Below are 15,296 nucleotides of genomic sequence, written 5' to 3' on the forward strand. Positions count from 1 at the left end.
CAAATGCTGCATTCGCGTTGTGACTAGCTGAAGAGACCCTCACGAATGGTGTCGCGTAGCTCAACGAGCTCGGGGTAGTCCTCGAAGAAGCGAAGCTTCTGCTCGACGATGCTGTCGCTGGCAGGAAGGTCGTCAGCGAGTACCCACTCGGCGAAAACCTCGGCGGCATCTTCGCTCGGGATGGTGGCGGCGTAGTCGGTCACGAATTCTTCTGGCGTGTAGCGCTCTTCTTTGTCTTCCTCGGTTTCAGCTTCGAGGTCGTCGAGGCTGAAATTGGGCCAGAACTCGGTGTAGTAAGCGAAGAGGTAGGAGTCGTCGAACGGGCATCCGTCAATTTCGGAGTAGACGGGGCAGGCGTCGACCGTGGACTTGTCCTGGGGAATCTGGTCTTCGCGCAGCGTGATGAGGTGGGCAAATTCGTGAATCATGGTGCGGTCGAGCACATCGGCATCGACTCCTCCGGTGGTGTCGAGCGCGAGATACGTTTCGCCTTCCCGAACGCCGTTGGGCTGCATCGCACCATCGGTACCGCCGGACTGCTCAACGTCGATCGCCACGAACATCGTGATCTCGGGGTGGAGCTCTGCGGGGAAGAGTTCGTTGAAGCGATCCCACACGGCGGCCTGATCGGCGGGAACGTCACCCAGAATTTCGTCACCGTCAACGTCGTAGGTTCCCAGAACGAACAGGGTGTCGTCGTTGACCGCGTCGAGGTCTATCGCTGCGCTGGCGGTCGCGTCGTCGGTGACGTCAGCGGTGGGCTCTGTTGCGGTGCACCCGCTGAGGGCTAAAGCGAACAGGGCGGCCGCGCTCACCAACAGGGTGGTGGGAGTTGCGCGAGCGGAAGATAGGAAGGTCACGAGGGGCCTCTTTCGATTCGGGTTATTCGCGCACCTCCTGGTGTGGACGCGCGCACCCGCGGAGCCGCGGGCAAGAAGGAGCCTAGCGGGGGCCAGCATCCGGGCCGCGGCGGAATGTGTCTCAGTTTTGTCACAAGAAAGAATTGGTTCGGAAACGTCATCTCCCGCCACTCTCCAAGCCTCGCTGGTAACGTAACTACATGATGGAAGCCAAGAATGATACTTCCCCGTCCGAGTACGACTTCGTTGTCGTTTCGAACCGACTTCCAGTGGATTGCACTGTCGAAGAGGATGGGTCACTGAGCTGGAAGCGTTCTCCAGGTGGTCTCGTTACGGCTCTCGAGCCGATCATGCAGAAGGCTGACGGCGCCTGGGTGGGGTGGGCTGGTCGCCCCGATCTTGAGATCGAACCGTTCCATCAAGACGGCATCCAAATCATTCCCGTGCCTCTGAGCTCCCAAGATATTGAGGAGTATTACGAGGGCTTTAGCAACGACACTCTCTGGCCGCTTTACCACGACGTGATTGCACCACCGGCCTATCACCGCGAGTGGTGGGACGACTACGTCACTGTCAATAAGCGATTCGCGGATGCCGCAGCCGCCAACAGTGCCGAAGGTGCTGTCGTGTGGGTTCAGGACTACCAACTTCAGCTCGTGCCGCGCATGCTGCGCGAGATGCGTCCCGATCTGACGATCGGTTTCTTCAATCACATCCCGTTCCCGCCCTACGGAATTTTCGCGCAGCTCCCGTGGCGCACCCAGATCATCGAGGGCATGCTCGGAGCCGATGTTGTCGGCTTCCAACGCTCGTCTGATGCCTCGAACTTCTCATCCGCCGTTCGGCGTCTCACTAATCACCCGACCAAGAATCCGGCCATTGAGGTCACGATTGAGGGGCAGCCGACTCGTCGTGTTGTCGCGAAAGCGTTCCCGATTTCCATTGATTCGCGCAGCTTTGAACAACTGGCGCGCGACCCCGCGATTCAGCAACGTGCTCGCGACATTCGCAAGGGGCTCGGCAACCCGAAGACGGTGATGTTCGGTGTTGACCGTCTCGACTACACCAAGGGCATCCGTCACCGCCTGAAGGCCTATGGCGAACTGTTGCGCGATGGATCGATCGAGGTGGGCGATGTTGCGCTCATTCAAGTCGCGAGCCCGAGTCGTGAACGCGTTGAGGCCTACATGCACCTGCGCGACGAGATTGAGCTAACCGTTGGCCGCATCAACGGTGAATTCAGCACGCTGAGCCATGCACCCATCAACTATTTGCATCAGGGTTTCCCTCGCGAAGAGATGGTTGCGCTGTATCTCGCCGCAGACGTGCTGCTTGTGACGGCGCTTCGTGATGGCATGAACCTGGTGGCCAAGGAGTACGTTGCGGCCAGATTCGATAACGATGGTGTGCTCATTCTGAGCGAATTTGCGGGAGCGTCAGAAGAGCTTCGCAAGGCACTCCTTGTTAATCCGCATGACATCGACGGTTTGAAAGACGCGATGATGAAGGCCATCACTATGCCCAAGGCTGATCGAGCACTGCGGATGCGTTCCATGCGCAAGCGTGTGCTCGAACACGATGTGGAGCGCTGGTCGAATGCGTTTTTGAAGAACTTGGCGGCGACGCGCTCGGATCGTCACCGCCGCATTGCCCCACTCGAAATGGCCGAAGAGGTCGAGTGGACCATCGAACGAAAGCGAGTGAAACGCCCGTGAACTACTCGACTGCCTCCGAAATAGAGGCGGCCATTGACCAACTCGTTTCGGCGCAAACACTCCTGATTGCTCTCGACTTTGACGGCACTTTGGCACCAGAAGTCGATGACCCGCTGGATTCACGCGCCATCCCGGCTGCCCAAGAGCAGTTGGTGCGGATGCTCGACCTCGCCGACACCCGCTTGGCTCTCGTTTCTGGTCGCGCGCTCGACAGCCTCGAGCACGTCGCGCATCTGGGCGATCGCGTGCTGTTCGGTGGCTCGCACGGGTTGGAGTACCGCCTCGACGAGGGCGACTCGCACTTGCCGATGAGCGCAGAGAACACGGCCGCTCTTGAGCGCCTTGATGCGCTTACGCACGAGTTGGCCGATAGCGCTGAGGGCGCGTGGGTGGAAATCAAGCCAGCCGGGCGGGCTGTACACGTTCGGATGACGTCGGCAGAAGACGCGGAACGGCTCACGGCCGAGTCGGTGGCGCGGGTCGAAGCAGAGATCCCGGGCCTCACCACTCGCTTCGGCAAGAACATTATCGAGTTTGCTATCCACGATGCCAACAAGGGCGATGCCATTACGCGCCTGCGGGACTACGTGGGGGCGGATGCCGTCTTCTTTGCCGGTGATGACACGACTGACGAGGATGCGCTGGTGGTTCTCGGGCCAGATGACCTCGGAGTGCGCGTCGGCGATGCGCCATCCGTTGCCCGGCTGCGGGTGGCCGGAACAGCCGAAATCGCACAACTTTTGGCTGTATTGGCCGACAAGCGTCACGCCGTGGTATCGGCGCGCGCAAACTGATGTAGCGGTACGCCCTAAACTCGAAGCATGTCTGAGAGTGATTCGATCGATATCAAACCACGTTCCCGCACAGTCACCGACGGGATTGAAGCCACTACATCGCGCGGAATGCTTCGCGCTGTCGGCATGGGTGATGCCGACTGGGATAAGCCCCAAATTGGTATTGCAAGCTCGTGGAACGAGATCACGCCGTGCAACCTCTCGCTCGACCGTCTTGCTCAGGGCGCCAAGGAAGGCGTTCATGCTGCAGGGGGATACCCACTGCAGTTCGGCACGATCAGTGTCTCTGACGGCATCTCGATGGGCCACGAGGGAATGCACTTCTCGCTCGTGAGCCGCGAGGTCATTGCTGACTCCGTTGAGGTAGTCATGGAGGCCGAGCGCCTGGATGGCTCTGTCACGCTCGCGGGTTGCGATAAGTCGCTGCCCGGAATGCTGATGGCTGCGGCACGCCTCAACCTCGCGTCCGTCTTCCTGTACGCCGGCTCGATCGCTCCGGGCTGGGTCAAGCTCAGCGACGGCACCGAAAAAGACATCACGATCATTGACTCCTTTGAGGCCGTCGGCGCCGTGAAAGCGGGCCGGATGAGCGAGGCTGACGCCAAGCGCATCGAGTGTGCCTTCGCTCCTGGCGAGGGTGCTTGTGGCGGTATGTACACCGCCAACACGATGGCGAGCGTCGCGGAAGCGCTGGGAATGAGCCTTCCCGGCTCAGCAAGCCCCGCATCCGCTGACCGTCGTCGCGACTACTTCGCGCACCGTTCGGGCGAAGCCGTCGTCAACTTGCTGCGCAAGGGCATCACCTCGCGCGACATCATGACGAAGAAGGCGTTCGAAAACGCCATCACCGTTGCCATGGCTCTCGGTGGTTCCACCAACGTTGTGCTGCACATTCTGGCGATCGCCAGTGAGGCCGAAGTTGAGCTCACGCTCGACGACTTCAACCGCATCGGTGACAAGGTCCCGCACCTTGCCGACCTCAAGCCGTTCGGCCAGTACGTCATGAACGACGTCGACCGTCACGGCGGACTTCCCGTGCTCATGAAGGCGCTCCTCGAGGAGGGCCTCCTTCACGGAGACGCTCTCACCGTGACCGGCAAGACCGTTGCCGAGAACCTCGCCGAGATGGACATTGATCCTCTCGACGGCAAGGTGTTGCGCACCTTCGATAACCCGATTCACCCCACCGGTGGCCTCACGATCCTCAAGGGTTCGTTGGCTCCCGAGGGTGCTGTCGTCAAGACGGCCGGCTTCGACCTCTCAGAGTTTGAGGGCCCCGCACGGGTCTTCGAACGCGAGCGTGAAGCTCTGGATGCTCTCACCGCTGGCACGATCGAGGCTGGTTCGGTTGTCGTCATCCGCTATGAAGGCCCCAAGGGTGGACCGGGTATGCGCGAGATGCTCGCGATCACTGCAGCCATCAAGGGTGCTGGACTCGGTAAAGATGTACTACTCTTGACGGACGGACGATTCTCAGGCGGCACAACCGGGCTGTGCATCGGCCACATAGCTCCCGAAGCAGTAGACGCAGGTCCTATTGCCTTCGTGCGCGATGGTGATCTGATACGGGTCAATATCGCAGCTCGCTCGCTCGACTTACTTGTCGACTCCGCTGAGCTCGAAGCCCGCCGAAAAGGCTGGGCCCCTCTCCCTCCGCGTTACACGCGAGGCGTTCTTGCCAAGTATTCGAAGCTTGTGCAATCCGCCGCTCGCGGTGCGGTCACCAGTTAGCGCCAGCTCACCATTCAACTAAAAGGATTTACACATGTCCTCTGAACCCGCACCGCGGCCGAAGAGCACGACACCGGACATCTTGACCGGTTCAGGTGCCATTCTGCGCAGTCTGGAAAAGCTGGGCGTGAAAGACGTTTTCGGCTTGCCCGGCGGCGCCATCATGCCCTTCTACGACGAACTCATGGCATCCACTGCTATCCGTCACATTCTGGTTCGCCACGAGCAGGGTGCTGGTCACGCTGCTGAGGGCTACGCCTCGTCATCCGGAAAGCTCGGTGTCTGCATTGCGACGTCGGGTCCGGGAGCAACGAACCTTGTCACGGCAATCGCGGATGCCCACATGGACTCCGTGCCGATGCTGGCGATCACCGGCCAGGTGTTTTCGACCTCGATGGGAACCGACGCGTTCCAAGAGGTCGACATCTCGGGAATCACGATGCCGATCACGAAGCACTCCTTCCTCGTCACGAAGCCGGAAGACATTCCGGCAACCATCGCGGCGGCGTACCACATTGCGACAACGGGCCGCCCTGGTCCGGTGCTCGTTGATGTCACGAAGGACTGCCAGCAAGCATCCGCCCCGTTCATTTGGCCGCCGAAGGTTGACCTGCCCGGCTACCGCCCGGTTATGAAGGCGCACGGCAAGCAGGTTCAGGCCGCAGCGCAGATGCTGGCCGAGGCCGAGCGCCCCGTGTTCTATGTCGGTGGCGGCGTTGTTCGCTCCGGCGCTTCTGCAGAGCTGCTTGAGCTGGCAACCCTCGTGGGTGCGCCCATCGTCACCACTTTGATGGCTCGCGGTGCGTTCCCCGACTCCAACGAATTGAACCTCGGGATGCCGGGAATGCACGGCTCTGTGCCCGCTGTTCTCGCCATCCAAGAGTCCGATCTCCTTATCTCGCTCGGCGCTCGTTTCGACGACCGCGTCACGGGCAAGCCGAGTGAGTTCGCGCCTCTCGCGAAGGTTATTCACGTTGATATCGACCCGGCTGAGATCGGCAAGATTCGCGCGGCCGAGGTTCCTATCGTTGGCGATGCAAAAGACGTCATCATCGACCTCACGGCAGCGTTTACTGACGCGAGCGTGTCGACGAAGCCTGACTACACCGCGTGGTGGGAGCGACTCAACTCGCTTCGCAACCAGTTCCCGCTTGGGTTCACCGAACCTGACGACGGTCTGCTGTCGCCGCAATATGTGATCCAGCGCATCGGTGAAATCACCGGGCCGGAAGGCATTTTCGCCGCCGGTGTTGGCCAGCACCAGATGTGGTCTGCACAGTTCATCAAGCATGAACGCCCCAACTCGTGGCTCAACTCTGGTGGTGCCGGAACGATGGGTTACGGCGTGCCCGCTGCCATGGGCGCGAAGGTAGCGAACCCCGATCGTCCCGTGTGGGCGATCGATGGTGATGGATGCTTCCAGATGACCAACCAAGAGCTTGCCACCTGCACGATCAATAAGATTCCGATCAAGGTCGCGATCATCAACAACTCGAGCCTCGGCATGGTTCGTCAGTGGCAGACGCTGTTCTATGACGGACGCCACTCCTTCACCGACCTCAACACCGGGCACGACACGGTGATGATTCCGGACTTCGTGAAGCTGGCGGATGCCTACGGGTGCCTCGCCATCCGTGTCACAAAGAAGGAAGAAATCGACGCAGCCATCCAACTTGCGCTCGACACGAACGATCGCCCCGTGGTGATCGACTTCGTCGTCAGTCGTGACGCGATGGTGTGGCCGATGGTGCCGCAGGGCGTCGGAAACTCAAGCGTGCAATATGCCCGCGATCATGCCCCCGAGTGGGAAGAGGAGTAGAGCGATGGGTCACGTACTTTCCCTGCTGGTAGAAGACAAACCAGGTCTGCTCACTCGCGTCGCTGGGCTTTTTGCCCGTCGCGGGTTCAACATCCAGTCGCTGGCTGTTGGCTCGAGCGAAATCGAAGGACTCTCGCGCATCACCGTTGTGGTGGATGTCGACGAGCTTCCCCTCGAGCAAGTCACGAAGCAGCTCAACAAGCTCATCAACGTGATCAAGATCGTGGAACTCGACCCTGACCAGTCGGTAACCCGCGAGCACTTGCTCATCAAGGTGCGTGTAGACAACACGACGCGCTCACAAATTCTCGAAGCGGTAAACCTGTTCCGTGCCCGTGTGGTCGATGTCGCATCCGATGCGCTCATCATCGAAACCACGGGGGACTCGGGCAAAATTCAAGCATTCCTCCGAGTGCTCGAGCCCTACGGGATCAAAGAAATTGCTCAGAGCGGACTGCTGGCCATGGGCCGCGGTTCGAAGAGCATCACCGACCGAGTTTTCAAGAACTAACAGAACAACAACAAAGGAGAATCACTACTGTGACCGAGATCTTTTACGACAAAGACGCTGACCTCGCCCTCATCCAGAGCAAGAAGGTTGCCGTTATTGGTTATGGCTCGCAGGGCCACGCCCACGCGCTGAACCTGCGCGACTCAGGCGTTCAGGTCAAGATTGGCCTCAAGGAGGGCTCGAAGAGCATCCAGAAGGCAACCGACGCCGGCTTTGACGTGCTCACCAGCGCCGAAGCAGCCAAGTGGGCTGACGTTGTTGTCATCCTCGCTCCCGACCAGCACCAGCGTGGCCTCTATGCCGCCGACATCAAGGACAACCTTGTTGCGGGCGACACCCTCGTCTTCGGACACGGCTTCAACATCCGTTTCGGCTACATCGACGCCCCTGCTGACGTCGACGTCATCCTCGTTGCTCCCAAGGGACCGGGTCACACCGTTCGCCGCGAGTACGAAGCAGGCCGTGGCGTTCCCGTCATCGTTGCTGTTGAGAACGACGCCACCGGTACCGCTTGGGACATGGCCTGGTCGTACTCCAAGGCAATCGGTGGACTTCGCGCCGGTGGCATCAAGACCACATTCACCGAAGAGACTGAGACCGACCTGTTCGGTGAGCAGGCTGTTCTTTGTGGTGGAACCTCGCAGCTCGTTCAGTACGGCTTCGAAACCCTCATCGAGGCTGGCTACCAGCCGCAAATCGCCTACTTCGAGGTACTCCACGAGCTCAAGCTCATCGTTGACCTCATGTGGGAGGGCGGCATCGCTAAGCAGCGTTGGAGCGTTTCTGACACCGCTGAATACGGCGACTACGTTTCGGGCCCCCGCGTCATCGACGAATCGGTCAAGGAAAACATGAAGGCTGTTCTCGCAGACATCCAGTCGGGTGCCTTCGCCGACCGCTTCATCAAGGACCAGGATGCTGGCGGAGCCGAGTTCCTCGCCCTGCGTGAAAAGGGCCAGAACCACCCCATCGAAGCAACCGGCAAGGAGCTTCGCGCTCTCTTCGCTTGGAAGCAGCAAGACTCCGACTACACCGACGGTTCAGCAGCACGCTAAATTTCGCCAGTCACACCACCGGCCGTTCCGCATCTGCGGGGCGGCCGTTGGTCGTTTAACGCTGCGGCGTACCGATGGCGGAATTTCCGTGGGGATCAGCAGAGCGATCAGGCGGGTGGAAGCGTCGTGCCGTGGTCGGGCCAGCGCAGGGTCGGCTCGGCCTTGGGTATGGGGCCGGGTGTTCCCGAGGCAACCCAGATGATGAATGCCAAGAGCTGTTCGAGCCGTGAGCCAATGAAGGCGGCGGCGACTAGGGGAGCGTAGAGCGCACCCAGGTAGGTTGACGCGAGCATGAGATTGGCGTCCTTGCCCCAGACAACGGCGAGTGCAGCGGGGGCTGCGGCGAGCAACAACCAGAGTGGATGCACGGCAACGCCCAGCGCGACCGCAGCAACGAGCGCCGCGATTCCAAGCGCGAGTTGAGCGACGATGAGCCAGCCGAGCACACCGCCATGGTGAACGTACCGTTCGATGCCGACTGCAGCCCACATGACGCGGGCACGCAATTGGTGAACCCCACTATCAGCGAGGGCTACCCGGAATGTTTCATCAGCTACCCGACGGAGCGCGAGACGGTCGTCGGCGGGAGCGAGCCGGGTTTGGTGCGTGAGGTGGTCGTGCAGAATCGCGGCGAGCGTCTGTTTGCCATAACTGGCAATGAGGCCCCAGAGAAACGGCGGCACGGAGGCGAAGTCTGTGCTGTTGCCTTCCGTGGGTGGCAGAGCGGGGTCGTGTGCAGGCACTTCGATAACGCCGCCGCCAGGGCGAGGGTCTTGCCAACAAAACGGCTCCGCGACCTGAAAATCGCGATCCAGTCGGTAGATCAGAGGCAGGCTGCGCAGTTCATTCCCGTGGCAATCGGTGAACGGCATGCTGAACTCCTCTGTCGGACTGGCGTCTGCAGACTAGTCTGTCGGAGTGACGACGAATGTGCAGCGCAAGTTCCCCCGATCCCGCGACTTCGCCTTCGTTGGCGGCCCGCCGAAAGTGCTGCGGCTCGTCGGTGTGCTGCGGCTCATCGCGGCGGCGCTGGTTCTCGCAAGTATCGCCACCCAGGTGATCGACGAGTCGATTCACAATGACTTCGTGGCCGTGGAGTACTACAGCTACTTCACGATCCAGTCGAGCCTGATCAACGTCGTGATTCTTGCGCTGAGCGGGCTGGTGGCCGTGCGCCGGAGACCCGAGTCGAGCCTATTGGGCGTGCTTCGGGCATCCGTCGTCTCCTATGCGGTCGTGACCGCCGTCGTCTACAACGTGCTGCTGCGCGGGCTGCCCGACGAAGGGTACGTGGGAATTCAGTGGCCCAACGAAGTCATTCACGTGTGGGTGCCGCTGTTCTTGCTGCTCGACTGGCTGTTCTCGCCGTCACGACCAGTGTTGCGGATGCGCGACGTGCGCATTGTCGTCATCTACCCGGTTGCGTGGTTGGCCTTCACGATCGTGCGCGGGTTGCTCGACGGCTGGTTTCCGTACCCCTTCTTGGAGCCCAATGGCCCCGACGGCTGGGGTGGAGTGCTCGTCTACGTGCTCGGGATCGCCGCGTTTATCATCGCGATCGCGGTGGGGCTAATTGCGATCAGTCGGGCTCAGTGGGCGCGCTGGGCGATCAGTGATCGCGTCACTGCAAACCGGTAGCCCAGAGCGTTAGCTAGTCGGCCACTCGTCAACCGGGGAGTAGGCGAAGAGGTGGCGGTAGTCCGCGAGTTCAGTAATAGGTGCCGCGTCGGCCGCGCGCTCGAACGGCTCAGTGGAGAATTCGCCAGCGAGAGCGTCGTAGTTTGTGGCTCGGTTGAGCAGTGTTGTGCCGATCTGAGCTGCGATCTTGATCGCCTCGCTCGTCACGATGGAGGCCACCACGCTCACGGCGCCGGGGAAGATGCCATGCATCACGTTGGTGTCTACCGTCGCGGTCTCGGGTGGCAGCGGGTAGAGGTCGCGGAACCCCGCGCCGCGCGCAGGCCACGAAACGCCGGCCTGAGCCCAGAACTCGCAGGCAACACCCCACACGAGCGGGATGCCGGTAATCTCCGCGGCATCCGCGGCAAGGTAGTGAGTGGCATAGTTGTCGCTGCCATCGACCACAAGGTCGTAGTCCGCAAACAGCTCAAGAGCGTTGTGCGGAGTCAACTTGGCATCGATCGCAATAACGGTTGTTGCGGGGCTGAGATCAGCCACCCGCTCAACAGCAGACACAACCTTTTTGTAGCCGACATCCAAGAGCCGGTGGATGTGTTGGCGGTGCAAGTTGCTGAGCTCAACACGGTCATCATCAATGACGCCAACGGTTCCGACGCCGGCCGCAGCGAGCGACGGAATGACCGTGCTGCCGACGCCACCTGCGCCAATCACGAGCACGCGAGAGCGCGCCAAATTCTTTTGCGCCGTCTCGCCAAAGTGGGTTAGCGCGAGCTGGCGGCTAAACCGCTGATCCATAAATTGATTGTTCCACCGCGATCCTGAAAGCAGCCGAGAAAATGGCAACGGCGCACCGCTCTGCCCGTGAACTGGGGGTTCTGGGAACGTGCACCTAGCCCGTTAGGGGTGAGTTTTAGCCCAACGGAGATGATGACGACGGCAAGAAGTTGAGATTCACGCCGTTGCCCTGCAACACGAGGCTGCCACCAGTGGGGATGGCTGTTGTCGTTGCGGCGAGCGCAGCAAAGTAGCGCGACTCGAAGTCCATGAGGGCGTTGTCAGTGCAGGCACGTTTAGTCGAAGCGACGGGGCCAACGGTGAGGTCGCTCGGTTCGCCTGTGAAGGTGGCGTTGTAGTTGTTGCAGGCCGATTCGCCGGCGATTTCGATTCCGGCGATGGTGAGCGTCACGGTCACCGCCTCGTCGAGGGTTAGTGCGCCCGAGGGGTCGCTGCCGTCCGCATAGATCCAGGTGCCGTCGATGCCTTCGATGGGAATCGCGTCGCCCGGAGTTTCTTCCACGCCCAGGCCGGGGCCGCTATCGATGGGGGGTTCGTCAGAGCCGATCGGCGTTGCGGGGCCAGCGCACGCTGCTAGGGCGAGCACGCTAACAGCGAGCAGCGGGATGACTCTTGCGAACACTGATTTCTTGATCATTGTTTCCTCCTACCTAGGTAGACGAAGGGGTGCCCGGTTTCGTTGTGCCGTGCCCGAAACTTTTACAGCGCGGCGAGCACGACCAGCACGATGAGCCCCAGCTGCCCGAAGTACCGTGGCCAGAACGGTAGGGCTGCTTTGCCAAAGCGATCCGGATGCTCGGCCGCATAGGCATTGGCCGGGAACACGGCAATCAGAAACAGTACAAGAGCGATTCCGGTGATTAATCGCACCGGTTCCCACAAAAGCCCCAGACCGCCAGCGATCTCACAGAGTCCGGTGATGGTTACGAGGGCGCTGGGGGAGGGCATCCACTTCTGGCGCAGTGCTGGTGGGATCATGGCTCGCATCGTGCGGGCAGGGGCGGCCACAAAGTGGCTAACGCCCATCGCGATAAAAGCCAGCGCGAGGGCAATTCGCAACGCCCACTGGGCGATCTCAACGGCATCCATGATGGCTCTATCGTCGCACTGAGTTGTCACATGGCAACGAGGGCTTCCCGTCGCCGCTAAAGTTGCAGTAGTTGTCTACTCAAGCAGCCTTCGTTGTGTTAGCGCGAAGTCCCCGCGAATTGAAGGATCAGATCTGTGGCTAAGCCGATCGTTGTGATCGCTGAAGAACTTTCCCCCGCAACAGTTGACGCCCTCGGGCCCGACTTTGAGATTCGAAACGTTGACGGCACTGACCGTGACGCGTTGAAGTCTGCGCTCTCTGATGCGCAGGCCGTTCTCATCCGTTCAGCAACCCAAATGGATGCCGATGCTCTCGCTGCCGCGCCTGGCCTGAAGGTCATCGCGCGCGCCGGTGTTGGCCTCGACAACGTGGACATCAAGGCGGCTACCGCTGCCGGTGTCATGGTTGTGAACGCCCCTACTTCCAACATCATCTCGGCTGCCGAGCTGACCGTCGGGCACATCTTGAGCCTCGCGCGTCACATTCCGGCTGCCTCCAGCGCTCTCGCGCAGGGGCAGTGGAAGCGCTCGCAGTACTCGGGTACCGAACTCTTTGAGAAGACGATCGGCATCATCGGCCTCGGCCGTATCGGTGGTCTCATTACTGAGCGGATGCAGGCCTTCGGCACCAGCATCATCGCGTATGACCCCTACGTCACGGCCGCTCGCGCGCAGCAGATGGGTGTCACGCTCGTCTCGCTCGACGAGCTGTTGGAGCGTTCGGACTTCATTACCATCCACATGCCCAAGACTCCTGAGACCACGGGCATGATCTCGACTGAGCAGTTTGCTCGCATGAAGTCGAGCGCGTACATCGTGAACGTGGCCCGTGGTGGCCTCATCGACGAAGACGCTCTCTACACGGCACTCAAGTCGCGTCGCATTGCCGGCGCCGGTCTTGACGTGTTCGTCAGCGAGCCGCCCACGGGGTCGCCGCTGCTCTCGCTCGAGAACGTCATTGTCACCCCTCACCTGGGTGCTTCGACTTCTGAAGCGCAAGAGAAAGCTGGCGTTTCGGTAGCCAAGTCGGTTCGACTCGCCCTCGGTGGCGAGCTGGTGCCTGACGCCGTGAACGTTGCTGGTGGCGTTATCGACCAGAGCGTGCGCCCCGGCATCCCGCTCATGGAAAAGCTTGGCCAGGTCTTCTCTGGTCTGTCCGACAGCCCGCTCACCAGTGTCGATATTGAGGTTCGCGGCGAGATCGTCGAATTCGATGTCAACGTACTCAAGCTTGCTGCTCTGAAGGGCATCTTCACGAACGTTGTCTCCGAGACGGTCAGCTACGTCAACGCTCCGGTTCTTGCCGAGCAGCGTGGCCTCACGGTTCGTTTGATTACGGATGTCGTGAGCTCCGAATACCGCAACCTGCTGACCATTCGTGGTTCGCTTGCTGACGGCTCGCAGGTTTCTGTTTCGGGAACCCTGGTCGGTAACAAGCAGCTCGAGAAGATCGTCGAGATCAACGGCTACGACATCGAGGTTCCGCTCGCGGATCACCTCATTGTGATGATGTACGAAGACCGCACCGGAATCGTCGCCGTCTTCGGCAAGGAATTCGGCGAGGCCAACATCAACATCGCTGGCATGCAGATCGCGCGCGAAAGCGAAGGCGGCAACGCACTCTCCGTGCTCACGGTTGACTCGCAGGCATCCGCTGATGTTCTCGCCACCGTTGCCGAGCGCATTGACGCTCGCTACGTGCACGCGATCGACATCGTCGACGCTTAGTCACTTCGTTCGCGCCCTCGTGGTGTGAGCAACACACAAGGCGCGCCCCGACTGTCGGGACGCGCCTTTTGTGTGTGTTGAACGTGGTGGTCGTTAGATGGTTTCGTCGGGGGTTGTGGTGGTGCGGCGCTCGCTGACCGAGCCATTCGCGCCGTCTGTTCCGTTGTGCACGGTGGTAACAGAGGTGCGCTTACGCATCATTAGTACAAGCCCGATGATGAAAGTTACAGCTCCCGCTGCCATCAGGATGTAGCCGATGAGGTCGATGTTGACGCCTTCGACTTGGAAATCGAGCGCGAAAGTAAGAATCGCGCCGATCACGACAAGGACAATTCCGGTTCCAATACTCATGAGCCCAATTTTAGCGCGCCTGATCCAGCGCGCAATCAGGTTACGTTCAGGAAAGGCATAGCGAGCCCGCATCCGGCCCTCCAAAGCTGCTGCCTCGACGCCGGGAGTTGCCCCGCAGCGGTACTGTATTTACATGCCTTCTCAGATCAAGCTTGCAGTCATTCCCGGTGATGGTATTGGGCCCGAAGTTGTGGCCGAGGCCCTCAAGGTTCTGAAAGCAACGGGGGTGGATGTCGCCCCCACCGAGTTCCCCTTCGGAGCCAGCCACTACCTCGAGTCGGGCACTATTCTCGAAGACTCCGACATCACAGAGCTCGCGAAGCACGACGCGATCCTGCTGGGGGCTGTCGGGGGAGACCCGCGCGATCCTCGCCTCACGGGCGGCATCATCGAACGAGGTCTGCTGCTCAAGTTGCGGTTCGCGCTCGATCACCACGTAAACCTGCGCCCCACCACGATCTTCCCCGGTGTCACGTCGCCGCTGGCCAATCCGGGCGCCGTCGACTTTGTCGTTGTGCGGGAGGGCACCGAGGGCCCCTACGTCGGCAATGGTGGGCGCATCCGTGTCGGCACTCCGCACGAGATTGCGACCGAGGTGTCGATCAATACAGCGTTCGGTGTCGAGCGCGTTGTTCGCTTCGCTTTTGCTCACGCAATGGGGCGCGACCGCAAGAAGGTCACGCTCGTGCACAAGACCAACGTGCTCGTGCACGCGGGCGGTTTGTGGCAGACGACGGTCGACCGGGTTGCGGCAGAGTTCCCCGAGGTTGAGGTCGACTACATGCATGTCGACGCGGCGACGATTTACATGGTCACAAATCCGAGTAGATTTGACGTTATCGTCACCGACAACCTTTTCGGCGACATCCTCACAGACCTCGCAGCAGCCATCAGCGGCGGCATTGGTTTGGCCGCCTCCGGCAACTTGAACCCGAGCGGGGAATTCCCCTCCATGTTCGAGCCGGTTCATGGCTCAGCGCCCGACATTGCGGGCAAACAACTCGCTGATCCCACGGCGGCGATCCTGTCGATTGCATTGCTGCTGTCACAGTTCGGCGAATCGGATGCCGCGGCCCGCGTCACTGCGGCCGTTGAAGCCGATCTCAGCACCCGTGGCGACACGGCACGGTCCACGTCTGAGATTGGCAGTGCAATTGCCGACGCTGTAGCGCAGAATTAACCCACCGCCATTATGGCTGTACGTCAT

15 protein-coding genes are annotated in these 15,296 nt (G+C 60.7%); 9 read left to right on the forward strand and 6 right to left on the reverse strand.

What is annotated here, in order from left to right:
* Positions 1–23: 23 nt before the first annotated feature.
* Positions 24–860, reverse strand: coding sequence for a hypothetical protein (locus I6E73_RS05530; protein ID WP_197123711.1), 837 nt, complete (start codon positions 858–860; stop codon positions 24–26).
* 200 nt (positions 861–1,060) lie between these two features.
* Here I6E73_RS05530 and otsA point away from each other — a divergent pair, with 200 nt between their 5' ends.
* The 6 genes from otsA to ilvC are packed head-to-tail and all read left to right on the forward strand — an operon-like array spanning position 1,061 to position 8,485.
* Positions 1,061–2,575 (forward strand): alpha,alpha-trehalose-phosphate synthase (UDP-forming), encoded by a 1,515-nt coding sequence (gene otsA / locus I6E73_RS05535; protein WP_197123713.1) that lies wholly within the window; start codon positions 1,061–1,063, stop codon positions 2,573–2,575.
* The gene (gene otsB, locus I6E73_RS05540) at positions 2,572–3,369 is read left to right on the forward strand and encodes a trehalose-phosphatase (protein ID WP_307784233.1); all 798 of its coding nucleotides are present in this window, start codon (positions 2,572–2,574) and stop codon (positions 3,367–3,369) included. The genes otsA and otsB overlap by 4 nt, the downstream gene beginning before the upstream one ends.
* A 27-nt stretch (positions 3,370–3,396) precedes the next feature.
* Positions 3,397–5,100: a dihydroxy-acid dehydratase gene (gene ilvD, locus I6E73_RS05545; RefSeq protein ID WP_197123723.1), complete on the forward strand. Its 1,704-nt coding sequence runs from the start codon at positions 3,397–3,399 to the stop codon at positions 5,098–5,100.
* 34 nt (positions 5,101–5,134) lie between these two features.
* Positions 5,135–6,919 (forward strand): acetolactate synthase large subunit, encoded by a 1,785-nt coding sequence (locus I6E73_RS05550; RefSeq protein ID WP_197109633.1) that lies wholly within the window; start codon positions 5,135–5,137, stop codon positions 6,917–6,919.
* 4 nt (positions 6,920–6,923) lie between these two features.
* Positions 6,924–7,430: an acetolactate synthase small subunit gene (ilvN, locus tag I6E73_RS05555; protein WP_197106147.1), complete on the forward strand. Its 507-nt coding sequence runs from the start codon at positions 6,924–6,926 to the stop codon at positions 7,428–7,430.
* A 29-nt stretch (positions 7,431–7,459) separates the two neighbouring features.
* Positions 7,460–8,485 (forward strand): ketol-acid reductoisomerase, encoded by a 1,026-nt coding sequence (gene ilvC, locus I6E73_RS05560; RefSeq protein ID WP_197106146.1) that lies wholly within the window; start codon positions 7,460–7,462, stop codon positions 8,483–8,485.
* A gap of 107 nt (positions 8,486–8,592) precedes the next feature.
* Here ilvC and I6E73_RS05565 read toward each other — a convergent pair whose 3' ends face one another.
* On the reverse strand, positions 8,593–9,357 hold the full coding sequence (locus I6E73_RS05565) for a DUF1353 domain-containing protein (RefSeq protein WP_197123725.1): 765 nt from the start codon (positions 9,355–9,357) through the stop codon (positions 8,593–8,595).
* Between the two features lie 46 nt (positions 9,358–9,403).
* On the opposite strand from I6E73_RS05565, the gene I6E73_RS05570 reads away from it, so the two are divergent.
* Positions 9,404–10,123, forward strand: coding sequence for a Pr6Pr family membrane protein (locus tag I6E73_RS05570; protein ID WP_197123727.1), 720 nt, complete (start codon positions 9,404–9,406; stop codon positions 10,121–10,123).
* Positions 10,124–10,132: 9 nt separating this feature from the next.
* Here I6E73_RS05570 and I6E73_RS05575 read toward each other — a convergent pair whose 3' ends face one another.
* The 3 genes from I6E73_RS05575 to I6E73_RS05585 form a co-directional block, all read right to left on the reverse strand.
* Positions 10,133–10,921 carry a HesA/MoeB/ThiF family protein gene (locus I6E73_RS05575; protein ID WP_197123729.1) on the reverse strand — a complete coding sequence of 263 codons (789 nt, stop codon included), beginning with the start codon at positions 10,919–10,921 and terminating at the stop codon, positions 10,133–10,135.
* A 115-nt stretch (positions 10,922–11,036) separates the two neighbouring features.
* A complete protein-coding gene (locus I6E73_RS05580) occupies positions 11,037–11,558 on the reverse strand; it encodes an META domain-containing protein (protein ID WP_197123731.1) in 522 nt (173 codons plus the stop codon).
* A gap of 62 nt (positions 11,559–11,620) precedes the next feature.
* Positions 11,621–12,010, reverse strand: coding sequence for a DoxX family membrane protein (locus I6E73_RS05585; protein ID WP_197123734.1), 390 nt, complete (start codon positions 12,008–12,010; stop codon positions 11,621–11,623).
* Positions 12,011–12,145: 135 nt separating this feature from the next.
* Between I6E73_RS05585 and serA the strand changes: the two genes are divergently transcribed.
* On the forward strand, positions 12,146–13,738 hold the full coding sequence (gene serA, locus I6E73_RS05590; RefSeq protein WP_197106140.1) for a phosphoglycerate dehydrogenase: 1,593 nt from the start codon (positions 12,146–12,148) through the stop codon (positions 13,736–13,738).
* A gap of 93 nt (positions 13,739–13,831) precedes the next feature.
* Here the strand turns inward: serA and I6E73_RS05595 are convergent, their stop codons facing one another.
* Positions 13,832–14,089, reverse strand: coding sequence for a DUF6458 family protein (locus tag I6E73_RS05595; RefSeq protein ID WP_197106139.1), 258 nt, complete (start codon positions 14,087–14,089; stop codon positions 13,832–13,834).
* A 133-nt stretch (positions 14,090–14,222) separates the two neighbouring features.
* Here I6E73_RS05595 and I6E73_RS05600 point away from each other — a divergent pair, with 133 nt between their 5' ends.
* Positions 14,223–15,269: a 3-isopropylmalate dehydrogenase gene (locus I6E73_RS05600; RefSeq protein ID WP_197123736.1), complete on the forward strand. Its 1,047-nt coding sequence runs from the start codon at positions 14,223–14,225 to the stop codon at positions 15,267–15,269.
* The last annotated feature ends 27 nt before the right edge of the window (positions 15,270–15,296 follow it).

Origin of the sequence: Salinibacterium sp. SWN248, from assembly GCF_015864575.1 — a bacterium.
In the GTDB taxonomy this organism is placed as follows: domain Bacteria; phylum Actinomycetota; class Actinomycetes; order Actinomycetales; family Microbacteriaceae; genus Rhodoglobus.